The organism is Streptomyces endophytica, assembly GCF_026153355.1.
Taxonomy (GTDB): Bacteria; Actinomycetota; Actinomycetes; order Streptomycetales; family Streptomycetaceae; genus Streptomyces; species Streptomyces endophytica.
The window spans coordinates 6,068,293-6,088,614 of record NZ_CP110636.1; the positions used below are offsets into that span (position 1 = coordinate 6,068,293).

The following is a 20,322-nucleotide window of genomic DNA, read 5'->3' on the forward strand; positions in this document are numbered from 1 at the left end:
CAGGCCGGTGGAAGAGTGCGAGCAACGTACGGACGGCCGCGAAAAGAAGTCAAGACCCTGGCGAAACCGGTCCGACTCCGGTCTACTGGAGGCGAGTTGAGACGGAGGCTTCCTTTGGCGACGAAGGAAGTGTGCCGAAGGAACTGAGCCAGAGGTGCAGAGCCGAAGGGATTGCGACGAAGGAACTGAGCCGAACGACGTCCGGAGTCCGTTCCGCACGAGACCCGCGCTCCGACCGGCCGGCCACTCCCCCTTGCCTCGACCGCCCGGCGAAAGGCGCGTGCCCATGACCAGCCCCGATGAGCCGCCCGGTTCCGCCGCGCACGTCCTCGCGCTCGTCGCGAACGGCTCCGCCACCTCCCGCGCGGACCTCGTCCGTGAGCTCGGGCTCGCCGCGTCCACCGTGTCCGCCCGGGTCCAGGAACTGGTCGAGGCCGGACTGCTGACCGAATCCGGCGAAGGCGCCTCGCGCGGCGGCCGGCGGCCACGGCTGCTGCGGGTCGCCGGGCAGGGCGCGGTGGCCCTCGCCGCCGACCTGGGCAGCCACCACATCCGTACCGGCGCGGTGGGCCTGACCGGCGACGTCCTCGACGCCGAGGACCACGCCACCGATCTGACCACCGGCCCCGGGCCCGCCCTGGACGCCCTCGCCGAGCGGCTGGGCGCGCTGGCCGAACGGCAGCGGGCGGCCGGGCGGACGGTCCGCGGCGTGGGCATCGGTTTCCCCGGCCCGGTCGACGCCGACGGCGCCCGGGTCGTCGCCCCGTCCCGGATGCCCGGCTGGCACCTGTTCCCGCTCCGCGACCGGCTGGCCGACCGCCTCGGGCTGCCGGTGCTGCTCGACAACGACGCCAACATGATGGCCCTCGGCGAACACCGTGCCGCCCACCCCGCGCGGCGCCATCTCGTCGTCGTCAAGGCCGGCCGCGGCATCGGTTCCGGCGTCATCAGCGACGGCCGGCTGCACCGCGGAGCGCACGGTTCGGCCGGCGACATCAGCCACGTCCGGGTGGACGAATCCGCCCGACTCCCCTGCTCCTGCGGCAACATCGGCTGCCTGGAAACGGTGGCGAGCGGCGCCGCGATCGCCGCCGCGCTGCGCGAGCGGGGCATCGCCGCCGAGTCCGCCGCCGACATCCTGCGGCTGGTCGAACACGGCGACGCGCAGGCCACCACCCTGGTGCGGCAGGCCGGCCGGGACATCGGTGCGGTGCTCGCCGTCGTCGTGAACTTCTTCAACCCCGAGGCGGTGGTCCTGGGCGGCGCGCTGGCCGGCGCCCAGCCGCTGGTCGCCGCGGTGCGCGCGATGCTCTACGAACGCTGCCTGCCGATGGCCACCAGCGAACTCACCATCGCCACCGCGGTCCGCGGCCCGGACGCGGGACTGCTGGGCGCCGGCCACGCCGTACTGACCGGAACACCCCCCACCCTGCCCCGCTCTCCGGGAGGCCCCGCCACCCGGGAAGCGCCCACACCCCGGAGAACTCCCACCTCGTAGAACGCCCACCCAGGGAAGTGAGCCCGCATGCTCCCAGCGACGACCGGACGCCCGCTGCGCATCGGCATCGGCGGGATGGCCATCGAGTCCAGCCAGTTCTGCCCGCACCGCTCGACGTACGACGACTTCCGCGTCACCCGGGGGCGCGAACTGCTCGACCGCTACACCTGGACCCGGCCGGACGGGGACCTCTCCGGGACGGTCGAATGGGTCCCGCTGGTGCATGCCGTCGCGGTGCCCGGCGGCCCGGTCGAGCGCGCCACCTACGACCGCATCCGCTCCGAACTCACCGACCGCATAAGGGAGTCCGGCCCGCTCGACGGTCTGGTCCACGACATCCACGGCGCGATGAGCGTCGTCGGGCTGGACGACGCCGAGGCGGACCTGACCGAAGCCGTGCGCGCGGCGACCGGCCCCGCCACCCTGATCTCGGCCGCCATGGACCTGCACGGCAACGTCTCGCGCCGCTTCGCCGAGCAGCTCGATCTGCTGACCGCGCACCGGATGGCGCCGCACGAGGACGCCTGGGAAACCCGGGAGCGGGCCGCCCGCCACCTCGTCGCGCGGCTGGTCTCCGGGAAGGGCCGCCCGCACCGCGCGTGGGTGCAGGTCCCGGTGCTCCTCCCGGGCGAGAAGACCAGCACCCGCCTCGAACCGGCCGCGTCGCTCTACGGCCGGCTGGCGGACGTCGAGGCGCTCGACGGGATCGTCGACGCGGCGCTCTGGGTCGGCTACGCCTGGGCCGACGAGGAACGCTGCCGGGCCGCGGTGGTGGTCACCGGGGACGATCCCGGGCTCGCCCTCGACCAGGCCGGCGCGCTGGCCCGCGCGTACTGGGACGCCCGCCGGGACTTCACCTTCGTCGGCCCGACCGGCGACGCCGACGACTGCATCGCCCGCGCGGTGGCCTCGCCCGCCCGGCCGTTCCTGATCAGCGATTCCGGCGACAACCCCACCGCGGGCGGAGCCGGCGACCTTTCGTACATGCTCGGCCGGCTGCTGGCCCACGAGGACCTGGCGAGCGGCCGGCGCACCGCGCTGCACCCGGGGCTCACCGATCCGGCGGCGGTCGCCGCGTGCTTCGCCGCCGGGCCGGGGGCCGAGGTGACCTTGCGCGTCGGCGGCTGCTTCAGCGCGGGCACCGGCCCGCACGCCGCGCCGTACGAACTGGCCGGCACGGTCACGGCGTTGGAGGAACCGGGGACCGCCCCGGGCGCACCGCGCGGCAATCCGGCGTACGACGGGGGCGGCCGGCGCGCCGCGGTCACCCGCGGCGGGGTGACGGTGATCCTGACCGAGCGGCGCACCCCGTTCCACACCCGCGCCGACTTCGGTTCGCTGGACCCGCTCGACTACGACCTGGTGGTCGTCAAGATCGGCTACCTGGAACCGGAGTTGTATGCCATGGCCGCCGATTGGCTCCTCGCCCTCACCCCGGCGGCGTCGACCAGGACCTCCTCCGCCTCGGCCACCACAGGATCCGCCGCCCCCTGTACCCGTTCGACGACGAGGACTTCGACGACCCGGACTTGACTCCCCAACTGCTGTGACCCGGCGCGGGAGTGGGGCACCTTCCCGGCGGAGTGTCGGGGGAATGCGGCCTCCACCCCGACGGAACGTCGCGGGCCCCGACGGAACGTCGCGGGCGTACGGCCCCTCCCCCGGGCGGGATACGGCTCCCTGCTCCGGCGGAATACGTGCCCCTACCTCAACCAACGGGATACGGCCCGCGGAACCGGCGTTCCGGCACGGAATACCGCCCCCGTACCCGGCGTTGTGGCACAGCAGGGGGCGCAGGCATCCCCTACGGGAACTGTTCGCCTGCCCCCTACGGGTCTGGCGCGCCCCAACCGTTCCCTACCCCCTCGCCGCTACGAGCTACCGTTGCGGGCTGCCGCACGGGCCACCGGGCGCGGGCTTCCGCACGGACCACCGGTCGCGGGCTGCCGCACGGACCACCGGTCGCGGGCTTCCGCACGGACCACCGGTCGCGGGCTGCCGCACGGACCACCAGCTGCGGGCTTTCGGACGGGCCCCCGGTCGGGGACTTTCGCACGGACCACCAGCTGCGGGCTTTCGGACGGGCCCCCGGTCGGGGACTTTCGCACGGGCCACCAGCTGCGGGCTTTCGCACGGGCCACCGGGCGCGGGCTTTCGCACGAGACACCGGTTCCAGGCTTTCCGACGGACTGCCGCCGCAGACCCCCGCTTCCGGCTACGGCTGTGGATCGTGTGCGTCGTACCTCGCGAAGGCGCGGCGGCCGAGGCCGAGGGCTGTGACGGTCAGGATGCAGGCCAGGCCGCCGCCGATGATCGCGGTGGCGGGGGAAGTCAGGTCGGAGACCGAGCCGGCAAGGAAGTCGCCGAGGCGGGGGCCGCCGGCGACGACGACGATGAAGACGCCCTGGAGACGGCCGCGCATCGAGTCCGGGGTGGCGGCCTGGAGCATGGTGCTGCGGAAGACCATCGAGACGGTGTCGGCGCAGCCGGCCACGGCGAGGAAGAACAGGCCGAGCCACAGGTTCCGGGCGAGCCCGAAGCAGGCGATGGCCGCGCCCCAGGAGGCGACCGCGAGCAGGATGGCCAGGCCGTGCCGGCGGATACCGCCGAGCCAGCCGGAGAACAGTCCGCCGAGGACGGCGCCGACCGCGGGCGCGGCGACGAGCAGGCCGACGGTCTTGGCGTCGCCGGCGAACCAGAGCACCGCGACCGCGGGGAACAGCGCGCGCGGCTGGGCCAGCACCATGGCCGCCAGGTCGGAGAAGAACGTCATCCGCAGGTTGGGGCGGGTGGCGAGGAAGCGCAGGCCGTCGAGGACGGAGGCGCGGCGCCGCGGGCCCTCGCCCTGGTCGGGGCGCATGGACGGCAGGCGCCACATCGCGTAGAGCGAGCCGCTGAAGGCCACGACGTCGATCAGGTACGCGGCCTGGTAGCCCCACAGGCCGACGATGACCCCGCCCAGCATCGGACCGCCCATCAGACCGAGGTTGCTGGTCAGGGAGTTGAGGGCGTTGGCGGCCGGCAGCTGTTCGGTGGGCAGCAGCCGGGGGATCATCGACGTGCGGGCCGGGGAGTTCATCGCGAAGCAGACGGCCTGGAGCGCGACGACGGTGTAGAGCAGCCAGACCCGGTGGTATCCGGCGAGCGCGGCGCCGGCCAGCGTGACGGACATGGCGGTGGCGCCGGCGGCGCTGTAGAGGCCGAGCTTGCGGCGGTCGACGGTGTCGGCGATGGCGCCGCCGTACAGGCCGAAGACGACCAGCGGGACGAGCGAGCACAGGCCCACCAGTCCGACCGAGAAGGTGGACCGGGTGATGGCGTAGACCTGCAGCGAGACCGCGAGGGCGGTCATCTGCTGGCCCATCCAGGAGATGGTGTTGCCGCACCACAGGCGGCGGTAGTCGGGCGAGGTGCGCAGCGGGGTCAGGTCGGCGAATATGCGGGAATGCCAGGGCGTTCCGCTCTTGTCCGGACGGGCGCCGGTGGTCTGCCCGGTGGGCTGCCCGGGCGTCTCGCCGGAGGTCTCGTCGGACGTCTCGCCCGAGGTCGTTGTAGGGGCCACGCGGCGCAGTAAAGCATGAGCATGACGGGCGGCCGACGGCAGGGCGGGAACAGGCGCCCGGGCCGTGCGCCCCTTACCCGTCGGCCGGGCCGTAGGCCCCTTGCCCGTCGGCCTGGCCGCACGCCCCTTACCGTCGGCGGGCCGTAGGCCCCTCACCCGTCCGGCCCCCGCGCGTCCAGGGACAGTCGCGCCTCTCACCCGCCCCGCCCCGCCCCGCGCGTCCGCGGACAGCCGCGCCCGTTATCCGTCCCGCCCCGCCCGTCCCGGAAGCGGTGCGCCCGCTACCGGCTCCGTGGGCCCCGATCCCAATCCCGATCCCGATCCCGATCCCGACCCCGCTCCCGCTCCCGATCCCGCTTCCGTCCCGCCGCGCCCAGGCCGTACACCCGGCGGGCGTTGTCCGCGGCGAGCAGGGCGCCCACCCGGTGGGCGTCGTCCACCGACCAGGCGCCGCTCGCCGTCCAGCCGCCGAGCACGTCGGTCAGTGCGGTGCGGAACAGTGCGCTGCCCACGACGTAGAGCTCGGGCAGGCCGTAGGCGTCGGTGGAGAAGAGCAGTTTGCCGAAGGGGCGAGTTCGAGGAATTCGGCGAGGACGGTGGTGGCGCGGGGGCCGGTGTGGGTGAGGGTGAGGCCGACGTCGGCGTAGACGTGGGGGAAGACGCTCGCCAGGTAGGCGGCCTGCCGGTGGTACGGGTAGCAGTGCAGGAGGACGAGGTCGGTGCCGGTGCCGGCGGTGGCGCGGACGAGGTCGGTGAGCAGGGCCGGGTCGGCGTGGTCGAGCCGGAGGTCGGGGTCGCCGAAGCCGGTGTGGATCTGCAGCGGGCGGCCGGTGGCGATGGCCAGGGCGACGAGGTGGCGGATGAGGACCGGGTCGGTGAGGCGGCCCGCGCCGGCGGCCAGCCAGGCACGGGCGGCCGTGTGCACCGCGCCGGCCGGGGGCGGTTCGGGGGCGAGCGCGAGTCCGTGGCGGTAGGCGGCGACGGTCTTGAAGGCGACGGCGGTACGGGCCGCCTCCTGGACGGCGCGGGCCAGGGCGTCGGTGAACTCCTCGGGGTCGGCGGCCGCGCCCCGTCCCCACTCCTGTCACCGCCCCCTCGGCGGCCGCGGCGGCGGTGCGTTCGGCGAGGGCTTCCAGCCGTACGACCTCGTGGCCGGTGCCGCCGCCGGCCGCGGCCGTCTCGTCCGGGCCGGTCAGGTCGCCGGGCAGGCCGGTGTCGACGAGGTAGGCGCCGATGCCGGTGGCGCCGAGCAGCCGCCGACGGGCTTCGTCGGGGCCCAGTTCGCGGCGGCGGGCGAGGTAGCGCTCGGGCGGGCAGTGGGCGGGCAGGTCGAGCAGGGGCGGGCACCAACGGCGGACCGCGAAGCCGGTCTGGGTGTCGAAGTGGGTGGTGCCCGCCGCGGGCGGCCGGTCCGATTCGGTGAGGTACGAGGCGAACGTCGCGGCGTCGGGTTCGTGGCGGAGCACGCCGTGGCAGTGGTGGTCCACCAGCGGCGGCAGGACGTCGTCGAAGCGGGGGCCGCTCCCCGGGGCGGGCGCGGGCATCACCAGCGCCAGCGGGTGGCGGCGGCGATCTCCTCGTCGGTGTTCTCGGCGAACTGCGCCTCCTCGGCGCGCCGGACGGCGAGGACGGCGCCGTGCAGGACCTTGCCCAGGGCCTCGTAGAGCGGTGCGGACTTCTCCAGCCGGTCGGTGGCCTCGGTGAGGGTGGCGGGGAGGCGGACGATGCCGCGCCGGGCGCGTTCGCGGACGCCGAGGACGCCGGGGTCGCCGCTCTGCGGCTCCGGGAGGCCGGCCCGTACGTCGATGCCGTGCAGTCCGGCGGCGAGCACCGCGCCCACCGCGAGGTAGGGGTTGGCGGCGGCGTCGAAGGTCTTGACCTCGGCGTGGCCGCCGTCGGGATCGTCGGGCGCGCCGGTGATGAGCCGCAGGGCGGCCTCGCGGTTCTCGACGCCCCAGCACTGGTAGACGCCGGCCCAGCGGGAGGGCTGGAGCCGGAGGTAGCTGGCGGGGGACGGGCAGCCGATGGCGAGCAGGGCGGGCAGGGTGCCGAGGACGCCGGCGAGGAAGGCCTCGGCGTCCGGGGCGAGGCCGTGTGCGGCGTCGGGGGTGCGGTGCAGGCTGCGGCCGTCGCGGTAGAGGCCGAGGTGGAGGTGGCAGCCGTTGCCGACCTGGCCGGCGACGAACGCGGGGGCGAAGGAGGCGCGCAGGCCGTGCCGGGCGGAGACCGCGCGGATGGTCTCGCGGACCAGGACGACGTCGTCGGCGGCGCGCACCGGGTCGGCGGGTGCGGTGGTCAGTTCGAACTGGCCGGGTGCGTATTCGGGGTGGAGCTGGAGGACGTCGACGCCCTGGACGGTCAGCGCCTCGGTGACGTCGCGGAGGTAGTCGGAGAGTTCGACGACGCGGGTCATGCCGTAGGCGGGGCCGGCGCAGGGGTAGTCGAGGGGGGCGGCGGTGTCGGTGGTGCCGGGGTGGTGGCTTTCTGGGGCGCGGGTGACCACCCATTCGGTTTCGAAGCCCATCCGCACGTCGAGGCCGGCGGCGGTGGCGCGTTCGGTCATCCGCCGGGCGAACTGCCGCTGGCAGGCCGGGTGCGGCCGGCCGAGCTGGTCGTAGCGGTCGGCCGGGGCCCAGGCCCAGCCGGGCTGGGCGGCGAGGACGGTGACGCGGTCCAGGTCGGGGAAGAGCCGGAGGTCGCCGTCGGGTCCGCCGAGGTGGTCGGATTCGGTGATGGTGTCGTCGGAGGTGAAGACGTCGAAGACCGGTGACATGCCGACGCCGCGGGCGGCGGTGTCCGCGAGCCGCTGCGCCGGTACGGTCTTGACGCGGGCGATGCCCGCGTTGTCCACCCAGGTCAGCGCGATGTTGCGGACGCCTTCGGCCTCCAGGCGTGCCGTCAACTGCCGGGCTTCCTCGCGCTGTTGTGCAGCCCGCGATGTCATAGAGCCGTCCTCACTCGACCGTGCCGATCGCTCGGCGACCGTTTCCCCGTCGGTTGACCGGGGCGGCCGGACGCTCCCCGGCTCACGCCGGAAGGGGCCCCGTCCCGGTCAGGGGCAGTTGAACTCGCACCATACGCACTTTCCGCCGCCGCGCGGTTCCACACCCCAGACATCGGCCAGCCGGTCCACGAGGAGCAGGCCGCGGCCGGAGACGCCGGCCTCGCCCGGTTCGCGGCGTCGGGGCAGGCTGCTGGACGTGTCCTCGACCTCCAGGCGCAGTCGGCGTCCGACGCTGTGCGGCATCCGGATGTTGACGACGGCCTCGCCGTCGGTGTGCAGCAGGGCGTTGGTGATCAGTTCGTCGGCGACCAGCTCGATCTCCTCGGCGCGTTCGGCCGCTCCCCAGGCACGGACCGCGGACCGGATCATGTGCCGGGCGGCGGACAGGCCGTCGGGGTCGGCGGGGGCGATGTGCTGCCGGAACCGTCCGACGGTGTCGTGTTCGGGGGCGCCGAGCCGGCGCAGCAGGAGCAGCGCCATGTCGTCCTCGTTGGTCCGTTCGCCGGCCGATTCGCAGAGGTGGTCGGCGAGTTGCTGGACGTCCTGCGGGCCGTCGCGGATCTCCCGGGCGAGGTGGCGCATGCCGTCGTCGAGGTCGGTGCCGGGCTGTTCGACGATGCCGTCGGTGCACAGGACGAGGGTGTCGCCGGCGGCGAGCTGGACGGTGGTGACGGGGTAGTCCAGGCGCCGGAATTCGGAGGAGATGCCGAGCGGCAGTCCGCCGGGCACCGGCAGCAGGCGGCACATGCCCTCGGCGTGCCGCAGCAGGGGGTCGAGGTGGCCGGCGCGGACGATCCTGGCGGCGCCGGTGCTGAGGTCGGCGTCGACGTAGGTGCAGGTGGCGAAGCGGTCGGTGTCGAGTTCGTTGAGGAAGGCGGAGGCGCGGCCCATGACGGTGGCGGGGGCGTGCCCTTCGGCGGCGTAGGCGCGCAGCACGATCCGCAGCTGGCCCATGAGGGCGGCGGCCTGGGTGTCGTGGCCCTGGACGTCGCCGATGACGGCGGCGACCCGGCCGTTGGGCAGCGGGATCACGTCGTACCAGTCGCCGCCGATGTCCCGGCCCATCCGGGCGGAGCGGTAGCGGACGGCGATCTGGGCGTCGGGCACGCCGGGGATCCGGCGCGGCAGCATGGCCTGCTGGAGGCCGGCGGCGAGGTCGTGTTCCTGGTCGTAGAGCATGGCGCGGGCCAGGCTCTGCGCGATGCTGCTGCCGAGGGCGACCAGGACGTTGCGTTCCTGGTCGCGGAAGTCGCTCTCGCGCTCGAAGAACAGGCCGATGACGCCGATGGGGCGGCCCTGGGCGATCAGCGGGAGGTAGGCGGCGGAGTTGACGTCGAGGGGTTCGATGGCGGGCCAGAGCCGGGGGTAGGCGCGTTTGAACTCGTCGCGGCTGCGGACGTAGCGCGGGTTGAGGGTGCGTACGACCTCGCTCATCGGGAATTCGTCGCCGACCCGGGTGTATTCGAGGTCGGGGACGTAGCTGCCCGCCTTGCCCTCGGAGACCAGCCGGATCCGGCCGGCCTCGACGAGGCCGAGGATGATGTTCTCCGCGCCGAGCCGGCTGAGTCCCTCTTCGCCGGCGAGGACGGCGATGACCTCGCCGACGGTCCGGGCGTGGGCCAGGGCGGCGGTGGTGCGTTCGACGACGCTGGTGTGCCGGCGGCGCTCCTCGTCGACGGCGAGCCGCTCGGCCGCGTGGGTGTATTCGTGGGTGGCGTCGCGGACCACGCCGATGACGCGGCGGGGGCGGCCGGTGTCGTCGCGGCGGATGCTGCCCTGGCTGTGCGTCCAGCGCAGTTCGCCGTTGCGCAGGCGGACCCGGAAGTAGGCGCCGTAGGAGTGGCTGCCGTCCTTGAGTGCCCGGGCGACCAGGGCGTCGAGGCGGGCGGCCTCGTGGGCGGGGACGCGGGCGTTGAGCGTCTCCGGCCGGTCGTCGTACTCGGACGGGCGCATGTCGAAGACCTCAAGGGCGGGCGGGTCCATGTGCATCAGCCCGCTGTCGAGGTCCCAGTCGAAGCCGCCCATGCCGTTGAGGGCCAGGGTCAGGTCCGGGTGGGCGGGCCAGTCGTCCGGCACCGACACGGTGGGGCGCTTCGCTCCCCGGTCAGCCATGTCGTCACTTTGCCACATTCACCCGGTTCACGGCGCGTCCAGCCCTTTTTCCCGTTCCCTGGCCGGCACCATCCGCCCCATCTCTGACTCATTCATCAGTTGTCTCATCACTCGCCCCGCAAAAATGGCTGTGAACAGCGCATTTCTGCCCCTTACCGCTGCCCGTTCATTGCGATGTTCTCAACACGCCTGTTACGGTCCCGGACCATGAACGACGCCCGCGGGGGCCCGGACCCCGATGACGCCGCGGACCGGATCACCGATGCCGCCGGCGCGGTCACCGACCGTGTCCGGGAGGTGATCGGCCGGCTCGGTGTCAGCCACCGGGAGTTCGCCCGCCGGATCGTGATGGACCCGTCGAAGCTCTCCCGCTCGCTGGGCGGCACCCGGCGCTTCACGCTCGCCGAGATCGTGCGGATCGCCGACATCGGCGGGGTCGACACCGGCTGGCTGCTCGGCGCCCCGGAGCGGCCCGCCGCCGCGGCGGAGCGGGCGCCGGCGGCCGTCCCCGAGGGCGGCCGGCCGCTGCAGATCGTCCGGGAGACCGTCCGGCTGATCGCCGAGCACGGCTTCCACGGCGTACGGGTCGCCGACATCGCCGCCGCCTGCGGCACCAGCCCGGCCGCCGTGCACTACCACTTCCCGGGCCGTGACGAGCTGCTGGAGGCGGCCGTGCGGTGGTGCATGGACGAGGACACCGAGCGCCGGGCCGCGGGCCTGGCGGCGGCCCCGGACGCCCGCGCGGAGCTGCTGCACCTGATCGCGCTGCAGACCCCGCGCACCGCGCAGCAGCGCCGCCAGTGGCTGGTCTGGCTCGACCTGTGGGCCCAGGCGGCCCGCTCGACCGCCGTGGGGCGGCTGCACGAGCACTACTACCGGCAGTGGCGCACCACCGTCGCCGACGTGCTGCGGCGCGGCGTCGCCCAGGGCGTCTTCCGTCCGCTCGACCCGGAGTTCACCGCGCTGCGGCTGACCGCGCTGATCGACGGGCTGGCCACGCAGGTGCTGGCCACCGCGCCGGACAGCACCGGACCGGACACCATGCACGCCGCTCTCCTGGCCTTCGTGGAGAGCGAACTCACCGTCCCCGAAGGCCCCGGCCGCCTCGGGCACCCGAAGGGATCCCCGTGAACCACGAGGTCATCATCACCTGTGCGCTGACCGGCGCCGGTGACACCGTCCGCCGCTCCCCGCACGTCCCCGTGACGCCCGAGCAGATCGCCGCCTCGGCCGTCGAGGCGGCCGCCGCGGGCGCCGCGGTGGTGCACGTCCACGTCCGCGACCCCGGGACCGGCGCCCCGTCCCGCGATCCGCGGCTGTACGCCGAGGTCGTCGACCGCATCAAGCAGACCGGTACCGACGTCGTCATCAACCTCACCGCCGGGATGGGCGGCGACCTGGTGATCGACCCGGACGAGCCGCTGCGCCAGCTGCCCGGTACGGACCTGGTCGGCGGCCTGGAGCGGCTGCCGCACGTCGAGGAGCTCCTCCCCGACATCTGCACCCTGGACTGCGGTTCGCTCAACTTCGGCGACGGCTCGAACCTGTACGTCTCCACGCCCGACATGCTGCGGGCCGGGGCGAAGCGCATCCAGGAGCTCGGTGTGCGGCCCGAGCTGGAGATCTTCGACACCGGTCAGCTGTGGTTCGCCAAGCAGCTGCTGGCCGAGGGCCTGCTGGACGACCCGACCGTCTTCCAGCTGTGCATGGGCATCCCCTGGGGCGCCCCGGCCGATCCCGGCGTGCTGCAGTCGATGGTGAACATGCTGCCCGAGGGCGCCCAGTGGGCGAGCTTCGCGCTCGGCCGGATGCAGATGCCGTGGGTCGCCCAGTCCATCCTGCTCGGCGGCAACGTCCGCGTCGGCCTGGAGGACAACCTCTACCTGAGCCGGGGGGTGAAGGCCACCAACGGCCAGCTGGTGGAGCGTGCGGTGCAGATCACCGAACTCCTCGGCGCCACGGTCGCCACCCCGGACCGGGCGCGGGCCCGGCTGGGCCTCAAGCCGCGCCCCTGACCGCCCGGCCGTCGCCCTCGGACGACCCCGCCCCGCCCCCTGTCCCTCCTCTCCCGGGAGCCGCCCCGCCATGCCCTCCACCACCCCCGCGCCCTGTGCCCCCGACGACGTGCGCCGCATCGCCTGCATCGGTGCGGGTGTCATCGGCGGCGGCTGGGCCGCGCACTTCCTCGCCCGTGGTTACGACGTCACCGCCTGGGACCCGGCGCCCGACGCCGAGCGGAAACTGCGCCGCCTGGTGGCCGCCGCCTGGCCCGCCCTGGAACAGATAGGCCTGGCGGCGGGCGCCTCCCCGGACCGGCTGACCGTCGCCGCCACCCTCGCCGAGGCCGTCGCGGACGCCGACTTCGTGCAGGAAAGCGCCCCGGAGAAGCTGGAGTTGAAGCGTTCGCTGCTCGCGCAGCTGGCCGCGGCGACCCGCCCCGGCGTGGTGATCGCCTCCTCGACGTCCGGCTACCCGATGACCGACATGCAGACCGAGGCGGCCGGCCCGGACGACGCCGGCCGCCTGGTCGTCGGCCACCCCTTCAACCCGCCGTACCTCATCCCGCTGGTCGAGGTCGTCGGCGGCGAGCGGACCGACCGCGCCGCCGTCGAGTGGGCCGCCCGCTTCTACGGCCTCGCCGGCAAATCCGTCATCACCATGGACCGCGAACTGCCCGGCTTCATCGCCAACCGCCTCCAGGAAGCCCTGTGGCGGGAGGCGCTGCACATGGTCGCGGCCGGCGAGGCCACCGTCGAGGACATCGACGCCTCGATCACCGAAGGGCCGGGCCTGCGCTGGGCGTTCATGGGCCCTGCCTGACCTTCGCACTGGCCGGCGGCGAGGGCGGGATGGCCCATATGCTCGACCACTTCGGCCCGTCCCTGAAATCGCCGTGGACCCGGCTGGCGGCACCCGAGCTGGACCCGGCGCTGCGCGACGCGATGGTCGACGGCTGCGCGGCGGCCGCGGGCGAGCGGACGTACGCGGACCTGGTGGCCGAACGCGACCAGGGCGTCATCGACGTGCTGCGGGCCACCGGCCGTCTGGGAGGCCCCCGTTGACCGCGCCGCTCCTCTTCCGGCAGACCGTCCGGGACGACTGGATCGACTACAACGGCCACCTCAGCGAGGCGTACTACGTCCTGGTCTTCGGCTTCGCCACGGACGCCCTGATGGACGCGGCCGGTCTCGACGCGGCCTACCGGGAGCGCACCGGCTGCTCCCTGTACACGGTCGAGGCCCATGTGCGCTACCTCCGGGAGGTCGCCCGCGGCAGTGAACTCACCGTCCGCACGGCCGTGTTGGGCGTGGACGGCCGGAAGCTGCGGCTGCTGCACGAGATGTTCGTGGGCGAGCCGGCCGGCGACCCGGTGGCGACGGAGGAGCTGTTCGTGCTGCACGTCGACCGGTCCGGTGGGCGGGCGGCGCCGCTGCCCGACGCGACCCGTGAGCGGCTGGCCGGACTCGCCGTGCCGGTGCCGGAGTGGGCGGGGCGCGGGATCCGGGAGGTCTAGCGGGGCGTGCCGGGTCCGGCCGCGCGGCCGCGGTGCGATCCTGGACGGTACGGGGGCCCGCGCCCGTGCGGGCACCCGTACCACCTCCCGTGCAGGCCCCTACGAAGGAGAGCCGGTCATGAGCGCCACCCACGGCCACCGCATCGACGTCACCCAGGGCACCGACCACGTCCGCGTGGAGATCGACGGCCGGCTGGTCGCCGAGAGCCACCGGCCGCTGCGGCTCGCCGAGACGGGGTACCCGGTGCGGTACTACCTCCCGCCCGAGGACGTCCGGATGGACCTGCTCGCCCCGTCCGGGACGCACACGGTCTGCCCCTTCAAGGGCACCGCCTCCTACTGGTCGCTCGCCGACGGCCCCGAGGACATCGCCTGGGCCTACCCGGAGCCGCACGACGGGGTGGCGCAGATCAAGGACCATCTGTGCTTCTACGGGGCCGAGGTGGTCTGACGCGTGCGGGCGGGGTCCGAGCGCGCGGCCGGTACCCCGCCACGCCGTGCCGGGTCCGCCCGGCGCACAATCGAAGCGTGAACGACACCCATGACGAGGGCGGCGACCCGGCGTGCTGGCTGGACCGGGTGTGCGACGCCTGCGGCCGGATCCGCGAACGGGCCGGCAGTGACGTGTGCGAGCACTGCGGTGCCGGTGCGGACGGACCGGACGAGGAGAGCCGGGCGGATCCGCCTGCCGCTTCCGGGGCCGGGGACGCCCGCCGCCGGGACCGGGACGAGGAGGGCCGGGCCCGGAACGCCCGGCCGCGGGACGGTCTGGGCCGGCCGCTGCCGTACGGGACGCCGGGCGTGGCCCGCCAGCCCGAGGGGGTGTCGCGGACGCCCGCCGAGACCCTGACCGAGGCGCAGCGGCTGCTGGACGCCGGGATGCCGTTCCACGCCCACGAGGTCCTGGAGGACGCGTGGAAGGCGGCGCCGGAGACCGAACGCGAGCTGTGGCGCGGGCTCGCCCAGCTGGCGGTGGGCCTCACCCACGCGGCGCGCGGCAACGCCGTGGGCGGTACCGCCCTGCTGGACCGGGGAGCGGCGGCCCTCGCGCCGTACGCGGCGGCCGCCCCCTACGGGATCGACGTGGCGGGGCTGCTGGCCTGGGCGGCCGAGCTGACCGGCCGGCTGGCCGGTGGGCCGGCCGCCGGGGACGGGGCGGCCGGCCCGGGGCCCGTACGGGCGGCGGAGACCGCGCCCCGGCTGCGGGCCGGCGGAGGCTAGGCCGGGGCCGGCCGGGCCCTGTCAGCCGGTCCCTCCGCCCTTCCGGCCGCGGCCGGAAGGGACCGGCACCCGCCGCCACCGGGTGAGCAGCGCGCCCAGTCCGAAGGACGCGAGGCCGGCGCCGCCCGCCCCGAGGACGAGGGCGGCGGGCGCCGGGGAACCGCCGCGGCCTTCGGGGCCGGTGACCACGGCGGCCACCGGACGGAACGGGACGCCGCCGCCGTGGGCGGCGCGGACGGCGTGCAGGGTGCCCACCGGCTGGCTGCCGCCGTCCGCGCGGAAGCCCCAGTCCAGCAGCGAACCGGCTTCCTTGTAGACGCCGTTGGCCACCTGGGACTGTGGGTTGAGGACGGTGACCAGCAGGGTGCGGCCGTTCCGGCGGGCGGCGGCGATCAGGGTGTTGCCGGCCTTGCTGGTGTAGCCGTTCTTGACGCCGATGATGCCCGGGTAGCGGGGCACGCCGTGCGAGCCGGACAGCAGGCGGTTGGTGTTCTCGATCGGGATGGTGCCGCCGGTGCCGGGGAAGGTGGCGCGGGCGGTGCCGCAGTAGCGGGCGAAGTCGTCGTTGGCCAGTCCGGCGCGGGCGAAGACGGTCAGGTCGTACGCGGAGGACACCTGGCCGGGGGTGTCGTAGCCGTCGGGGGACTTGACGCTGGTGTCGTGCGCGCCGAGCTTCCGGGCGGTCTGCTGCATCTCGCGGGCGGTGGCCTGCCAGCCGCCGTTCATCGCGGCGAGGACGTGCACCGCGTCGTTGCCGGAGCGCAGGAAGACGCCGCGCCACAGGTCGGCCACGGTGTAACTGCGGCCCTGCTGGACGCCGACGACGCTGCTGCCGGCGCCGACGCCGGCGAGGTCGGCGGAGCTGACCCGGCGGACCGTGCCGGACCGGAACTTCGGCAGCACGGTGACCGCGAACAGCGTCTTGAGGGTGCTGGCCGGGGCGAGTTTGCGGTGCGGGTCCTTGGCCGCCAGTACGGCGCCGGTCTCCGCGTCGGCCACCATCCACGACAGCGCGGACAGCCCGCCGGGCAGCTGCGGTGTGCCGGGGGCGGAAACGGCCCGCACTCCGGTCGCGGCCCGGCGGGCTGACGGTACGTCGGCCCTTTCGCCGCGGCCGGTATGCAGGTCAGCGCGACACCGGCGGCGGCCAGCAGCGCCAGCGCGGCTGCCTTCTTCGGTACATGTACGTCACATGCCATGCCGTCACGCTACGGAGGGCGGCGGCGGTGCGCAGCGCAGTTGCGCCAGTCGGGCCATCCCGGCGTGGCGCGGGGCGGCCGGGTCGCATCTGCAACAGCTGCAAAGGAAGGCCCGCCCGGTGCGACGGGGGATGCACACCGGGCGGGCTCAAGAACCTTTTTACCGCATCGACGAACGGTTACGCCTCAAAAACGTGTTCGTTTCTCGATTACCAGGCGACGGGCAGCGAAATCAGGCCACGCGAACGGAGGGCCGGACGGTGCCGCAGATCCCCTCGCGGGACGGCCAGCCGCAGCTCGGGGAAGCGGGCGAGCAGCGCCTCCAGTGCGGTGACGGTCTCCATCCGGGCGAGCGGCGCGCCGAGGCAGTAGTGGATGCCGTGCCCCAGCGCGAGGTGCCCGGAGAGCTCCCGGCCCCGGTCCAGCCGGTCCGGGTCGGGGAAGCGGGCCGGGTCGCGGTTCGCGGACGCGATCGCCAGCAGCACGCTCTCGCCCGCCGGGATCCGCACCCCGCCGATCTCCACGTCCTCCTTGGGGAACCGGCGGATGGCGATCGGGGACGGCCCGTCGTAGCGGAGGAACTCCTCCACGGCGTCCGGCAGTTCGGCCGGATTCCGCTGCAACTCCTGAAGCTGTTCCGGGTGGTCGAGCAGGGTGAGCACGGCGTTGCCGATGAGGTGGACGGTGTTCTCGTACCCGGCGAAGAGGATGAGGAAGGCGAGCGAGGTCAGCTCGTCCTCGGTGAGCCGGTCGCCGCCGCTGCCGTCCGTGTCGTCCCGGACCGCGACCAGGTCGGAGAGCAAATCGTCGCCCGGCTCGGCGCGCTTCGCCGCGATCAGGGCGGTGTAGAACTCCAGCATCGCGCCGATCGCCTGCCGCATCAGCTCCGGCCGGGCCGGGTCCGGGGTGATCAGCGCGTCGGACCAGGCCAGGAAGTCCCGGCGGTCCTGGTGGGGGACGCCGAGCAGATCGCAGATCACGGTGATGGGCAGCGGTCCCGCGTAGTCGGTGATCAGGTCCGCTGGGCCGCCGCGCCGCTCCATCGCGTCCAGCAGCTCCTCCGCGACCTGCCGTACGGGCGTCCGCAGCGCGTCCACCCGGCCGGGGGTGAACGCCTTGCCCACCAGGCGGCGGATGCGGGTGTGGTCCGGCGGGTCCATGTTGAGGAGGTTGGCGTCGAGGGCGGGCGGCAGGGCGAAGCCGCGGAAGCCGCCGGGCGCCGCGTGCCGCTTGTCCAGGGAGAGCCGCGGATCGGCGAGGGCCCGGCGGACGTCGTCGTAGCGGGTGACCAGCCAGGCGGGCTGCCCGTCGGCACCGGTGATCCGGTGCACCGGTCCCGCCTCGCGCAGTGCGGCGTAGGCGGCGTGCGGATCGTCGAGCAGGAGCGTGACGTCGATGGGCGCGTCGGGGGCGGTCTCGGCGGTGTTCTGCATGATCCGACTGTAGGGCGCCGGGGGCGGGCCCCCCGTCGCTGTGCGCCATCGGGCGGCACCGGCGTACGCACGGGACCCGGTGCGCGAGCGGTCCCGCACGCGTAGGGCCCGCGAAGGGCACCGCATCCGCGCGCGCGTGGGTGAACGGGCAGCGGCACCGGTCCGCACGGACCGGTGCCGCCTCCTTCGTGCCGGGCGGCCCGGACCCCCGTGCCGGGCCACCCCGTCTCTGTGCCGGTCGCGCCGCCTCAGCCGCGCGCCGCCGCGCTGCGCTGCCGGAGCTCGGTCAGCACGGTCTCGATGAGCGGTGAGTGGTAGACGTCCGCGACCAGCGCCAAGTGCTCGTACTCCGCGCCGAGTTCGGCCGGCTCGCTGCTGCGCGCGACCACCACGCTGTCGGCGCCGTGGACCGGGACGTGGCCCACCGCGCGGTTCTCCAGGCCCCGGCGGAGCGCGGCGGCCTCGGCGACGGCGGCCAGCTGCCGGTCGTCGAGGGCGACCGCGCGGGCGCGTTCCCGGGCGATGTCGACCGCGTCGGACTCCACATGGCGGCGGATCCCGCGCTGGACGTCCCGTATCTCCGCCATCTGCCGGTTGGCCCGCCACTCCAGGTCGGCGAACGGCCAGCGCACGGACCACGCCGAGTCCTCCATCGTGACCTCGGGGGTCTGGGCCGTGACGGTCCGCCAGAGCGGGGACAGCCGGCGCAGCCGCCGCCAGGCGGCGACCCGGGGCCCGGCGGCCGGCAGCGCGAACCCGGCCAGCACCAGGATCGCCGCGACCGAGGCGCTCAGCGGTGCCACCCCGTTGGAGAGCCAGAGGGCGGGGTGGCCGGCCCAGGAGAGGACGAAGCCGATGACCTTGCAGCCGCAGTAGACCAGGCCGAGCCAGCAGCCGGCGGCCAGCACCCGCAGCCCGCGCGCGAGATGCGTACCGCCGAGCCGGGCGGCGTAGCGGGGGCAGAGCGTCCCCAGGCCGGCCAGGCTCGATCCGAAGATGGCCAGATACAGCACCAGGAAGAGCATCACGCCCGGCGAGTCGGTGTAGGCGGTGCTGAAGTCGCGGGGGTGCTCGACGGCGTCCGGCCGGCCGACCGCGAACCCGGCGATCGCCACCGCCCACAGCGCCGCGACTCCCCCGACCGCGGCCCGTGCCCTGGCCCGGGCGCGGGCCCTGGCCGCCGGGCCCTCGCCCGCCGTCCAGCGCAGCAGCAGGACCAGCGCGCCCGCCGCGAAGACCACCACGGAGGAGTACAGGAAGACCATGGCGAGGTTGGCCACGCCGACCAGCCGGTCGAAGGCGCGGTAGAGGCTGGGCGCGGAGAACAGGAAGACCGTCGCCACCCCGCCGGTCATCAGACAGGCCAGCCCGAGGTCGGTGTTGCTGCGGTCGCGGAACCAGGCGACGGACTTGTAGCCGACGATCGCCCAGGCGGCCAGCCCGAACGACAGGTAGATGACGTCAAACACGCGGTCCCCCGTCCTCGCCCCCGGCCGGCACCGCACCGTCGCCGTCGGCCCGCTCGCCCGGGTCCGCCGTGCCCTCGCGCTCCCGCCGTACGTGCTGCAGCGCGGGCCCGAGCGCCGCCGCGAGCTCGGCGGCCTGTCCCTGCAGCGGGAGTTCGCCTTCCGCGGCCGAGGGCGCGACCCGTTCCATCAGCAGCGTGCCGAGCACCTCGGTCTCCCGCTCGGCGAGGTTGTCGTAGCCGTGGTGCCGGGCGAAGCCCATGGTCAGGCCCATCCGGCGCATGGCGGTGGCGACGTCGACCGAGGGGGTCCAGATCTTCAGCGCTTCCTCGGTGACGGCCGGGTCCTGACCGTGCCCCAGCAGGAGGTGGCTCAGCTCGTGCAGCACGATGTGCGCCTGGTGCCAGGGCGAGGTGCGCAGCTCGTAGAAGACCCAGTAGGCGTCGTCGGTGACGGCCGTCATGCCCGAGACCACGCCGCCCAGGCTCATCGGCACCAGATGCACGGGCCGCTCCACCCGGTCCGCGACGACATCGCACATCCCGCGCAGATCGGTGACGGCGGGCAGTGCGAGCTCCTTGATGAGCCGCTTGCACCGCCTGCGTATCTGCCCCACTCGCATGCTCGTCCCGTCCTCGTGTCCGGCCTGCCGCCAGGTGGCGAAGAGCTGGCCGCGTTCAACGGTGCCCACCGTGTCACTCACCGCGCCGGTCACCACCCTGCTCCGGCGGGTCGGCCGGCAGGTTCATCTGCTGCCGGAACTGCGAGATGATCGTGGTCAGGCTGTCCTGCACCTCCGGCGGCAGCCCGACGGAGCGCAGCGCGATGGCCCGCACCCGCTGGTCCCGCATCGCGGCGAGGAACCGGACCTCCTCCTCCACCCGCGCGGCCTGCGGCTGGGAGAGGTCACCGAGGAGGTAACCCACCGGCACCGCAAAGAACTTGGCCAGCGCGCGCAGCAGCTCCGGGCTCGGATTCGTCCGCTTGCCGTTGCGCAGCATCGACAGGTACTGCTCGGTGACCCGGACCCCGCCGTACTCCTTCGTCCCGGCGCTGATCTCCTCGGCGACGAAGGCGTTGGTGTACGGGGCGCCGGGCGGATGCATGTTGGCGAAGAGGTGGTTGAGCCGTTCCGCGAGCGTGTTGCCCGCCCCCTTGGACCGGCCGTCGCCCCCCATGGCCATGCCTACCGTCCCCCCATTGACAGCACCGACGAGCGTCCCAACGGTTGGTTAAGCCGCTGGGGCCGCAGCACTCATCCTGTCACGTGAAGAACGCGCCGCACCAGTCCCCTTACGGACAGTGAGGGCGCT

Annotated in this window: 14 protein-coding genes and 3 pseudogenes; 8 read left to right on the forward strand and 9 right to left on the reverse strand. The window is 74.3% G+C overall.

From position 1 onward, the window contains the following. Positions 1-286 precede the first annotated feature (286 nt). Entirely contained in the window at positions 287-1,498 is a 1,212-nt protein-coding gene (locus OJ254_RS27120; protein WP_265364478.1) for an ROK family transcriptional regulator, read from the forward strand. A gap of 27 nt (positions 1,499-1,525) precedes the next feature. Continuing rightward, a pseudogene (locus OJ254_RS27125) lies at positions 1,526-3,048 on the forward strand (M81 family metallopeptidase). A 665-nt stretch (positions 3,049-3,713) separates the two neighbouring features. Here OJ254_RS27125 and OJ254_RS27130 read toward each other — a convergent pair. The 4 genes and pseudogenes from OJ254_RS27130 to OJ254_RS27145 form a co-directional block, all read right to left on the reverse strand. Then, the gene (locus OJ254_RS27130) at positions 3,714-4,937 is read right to left on the reverse strand and encodes an MFS transporter (RefSeq protein WP_265365326.1); all 1,224 of its coding nucleotides are present in this window, start codon (positions 4,935-4,937) and stop codon (positions 3,714-3,716) included. A 404-nt stretch (positions 4,938-5,341) separates the two neighbouring features. After that, positions 5,342-6,604, reverse strand: a pseudogene (locus tag OJ254_RS27135) (amidohydrolase family protein). Then, on the reverse strand, positions 6,604-8,004 hold the full coding sequence (locus OJ254_RS27140; RefSeq protein WP_265364479.1) for a glutamine synthetase family protein: 1,401 nt from the start codon (positions 8,002-8,004) through the stop codon (positions 6,604-6,606). The pseudogene OJ254_RS27135 and the gene OJ254_RS27140 overlap by 1 nt, the downstream one beginning before the upstream one ends. A 108-nt stretch (positions 8,005-8,112) precedes the next feature. Beyond that, entirely contained in the window at positions 8,113-10,176 is a 2,064-nt protein-coding gene (locus OJ254_RS27145; protein WP_265364480.1) for a SpoIIE family protein phosphatase, read from the reverse strand. A 207-nt stretch (positions 10,177-10,383) separates the two neighbouring features. Between OJ254_RS27145 and OJ254_RS27150 the strand changes: the two genes are divergently transcribed. The 6 genes and pseudogenes from OJ254_RS27150 to OJ254_RS27175 all read left to right on the forward strand — a co-directional run bounded on the left by OJ254_RS27150 (position 10,384) and on the right by OJ254_RS27175 (position 14,911). Further along, positions 10,384-11,307, forward strand: coding sequence for a TetR/AcrR family transcriptional regulator (locus tag OJ254_RS27150; RefSeq protein ID WP_265364481.1), 924 nt, complete (start codon positions 10,384-10,386; stop codon positions 11,305-11,307). After that, positions 11,304-12,191: a beta-keto acid cleavage family enzyme gene (locus tag OJ254_RS27155; protein ID WP_279351855.1), complete on the forward strand. Its 888-nt coding sequence runs from the start codon at positions 11,304-11,306 to the stop codon at positions 12,189-12,191. The genes OJ254_RS27150 and OJ254_RS27155 overlap by 4 nt, the downstream gene beginning before the upstream one ends. Positions 12,192-12,261: 70 nt before the next feature. Continuing rightward, positions 12,262-13,238 (forward strand): annotated as a pseudogene (locus OJ254_RS27160) (3-hydroxyacyl-CoA dehydrogenase NAD-binding domain-containing protein). After that, positions 13,235-13,690, forward strand: a complete 456-nt coding sequence (locus OJ254_RS27165; RefSeq protein ID WP_265364482.1) for a thioesterase family protein — start codon at positions 13,235-13,237, stop codon at positions 13,688-13,690. The pseudogene OJ254_RS27160 and the gene OJ254_RS27165 overlap by 4 nt, the downstream one beginning before the upstream one ends. Positions 13,691-13,808: 118 nt before the next feature. Then, positions 13,809-14,141 carry a DUF427 domain-containing protein gene (locus OJ254_RS27170; RefSeq protein ID WP_265364483.1) on the forward strand — a complete coding sequence of 111 codons (333 nt, stop codon included), beginning with the start codon at positions 13,809-13,811 and terminating at the stop codon, positions 14,139-14,141. Between the two features lie 173 nt (positions 14,142-14,314). After that, the gene (locus tag OJ254_RS27175) at positions 14,315-14,911 is read left to right on the forward strand and encodes a DUF309 domain-containing protein (protein ID WP_423836042.1); all 597 of its coding nucleotides are present in this window, start codon (positions 14,315-14,317) and stop codon (positions 14,909-14,911) included. Between the two features lie 21 nt (positions 14,912-14,932). Here OJ254_RS27175 and OJ254_RS27180 read toward each other — a convergent pair whose 3' ends face one another. From OJ254_RS27180 to OJ254_RS27200, 5 genes are all read right to left on the reverse strand, one after another. Further along, on the reverse strand, positions 14,933-15,976 hold the full coding sequence (locus OJ254_RS27180; protein WP_265364485.1) for a D-alanyl-D-alanine carboxypeptidase family protein: 1,044 nt from the start codon (positions 15,974-15,976) through the stop codon (positions 14,933-14,935). A gap of 343 nt (positions 15,977-16,319) precedes the next feature. After that, complete coding sequence (locus OJ254_RS27185; RefSeq protein WP_265364486.1) at positions 16,320-17,543, reverse strand: cytochrome P450 family protein; 1,224 nt, start codon at positions 17,541-17,543, stop codon at positions 16,320-16,322. 248 nt (positions 17,544-17,791) lie between these two features. Beyond that, complete coding sequence (locus OJ254_RS27190; RefSeq protein ID WP_265364487.1) at positions 17,792-19,012, reverse strand: MAB_1171c family putative transporter; 1,221 nt, start codon at positions 19,010-19,012, stop codon at positions 17,792-17,794. Continuing rightward, positions 19,005-19,625 (reverse strand): hypothetical protein, encoded by a 621-nt coding sequence (locus tag OJ254_RS27195; protein ID WP_265365328.1) that lies wholly within the window; start codon positions 19,623-19,625, stop codon positions 19,005-19,007. Before OJ254_RS27195 ends, OJ254_RS27190 begins: the two co-directional genes overlap by 8 nt. Before the next feature lie 79 nt (positions 19,626-19,704). After that, positions 19,705-20,193 (reverse strand): helix-turn-helix domain-containing protein, encoded by a 489-nt coding sequence (locus OJ254_RS27200; RefSeq protein ID WP_261954694.1) that lies wholly within the window; start codon positions 20,191-20,193, stop codon positions 19,705-19,707. Positions 20,194-20,322 lie beyond the last annotated feature (129 nt).

What these genes read in the sequence shown, in the direction of transcription:
- OJ254_RS27120 (WP_265364478.1), top strand. Translation starts at nt 287, where the DNA reads ATGACCAGCCCCGATGAGCCGCCCGGTTCCGCCGCGCACGTCCTCGCG.
- OJ254_RS27140 (WP_265364479.1), bottom strand. Translation starts at nt 8,004, where the DNA reads ATGACATCGCGGGCTGCACAACAGCGCGAGGAAGCCCGGCAGTTGACG.
- OJ254_RS27145 (WP_265364480.1), bottom strand. Translation starts at nt 10,176, where the DNA reads ATGGCTGACCGGGGAGCGAAGCGCCCCACCGTGTCGGTGCCGGACGAC.
- OJ254_RS27150 (WP_265364481.1), top strand. Translation starts at nt 10,384, where the DNA reads ATGAACGACGCCCGCGGGGGCCCGGACCCCGATGACGCCGCGGACCGG.
- OJ254_RS27170 (WP_265364483.1), top strand. Translation starts at nt 13,809, where the DNA reads ATGAGCGCCACCCACGGCCACCGCATCGACGTCACCCAGGGCACCGAC.
- OJ254_RS27185 (WP_265364486.1), bottom strand. Translation starts at nt 17,543, where the DNA reads ATGCAGAACACCGCCGAGACCGCCCCCGACGCGCCCATCGACGTCACG.
- OJ254_RS27200 (WP_261954694.1), bottom strand. Translation starts at nt 20,193, where the DNA reads ATGGCCATGGGGGGCGACGGCCGGTCCAAGGGGGCGGGCAACACGCTC.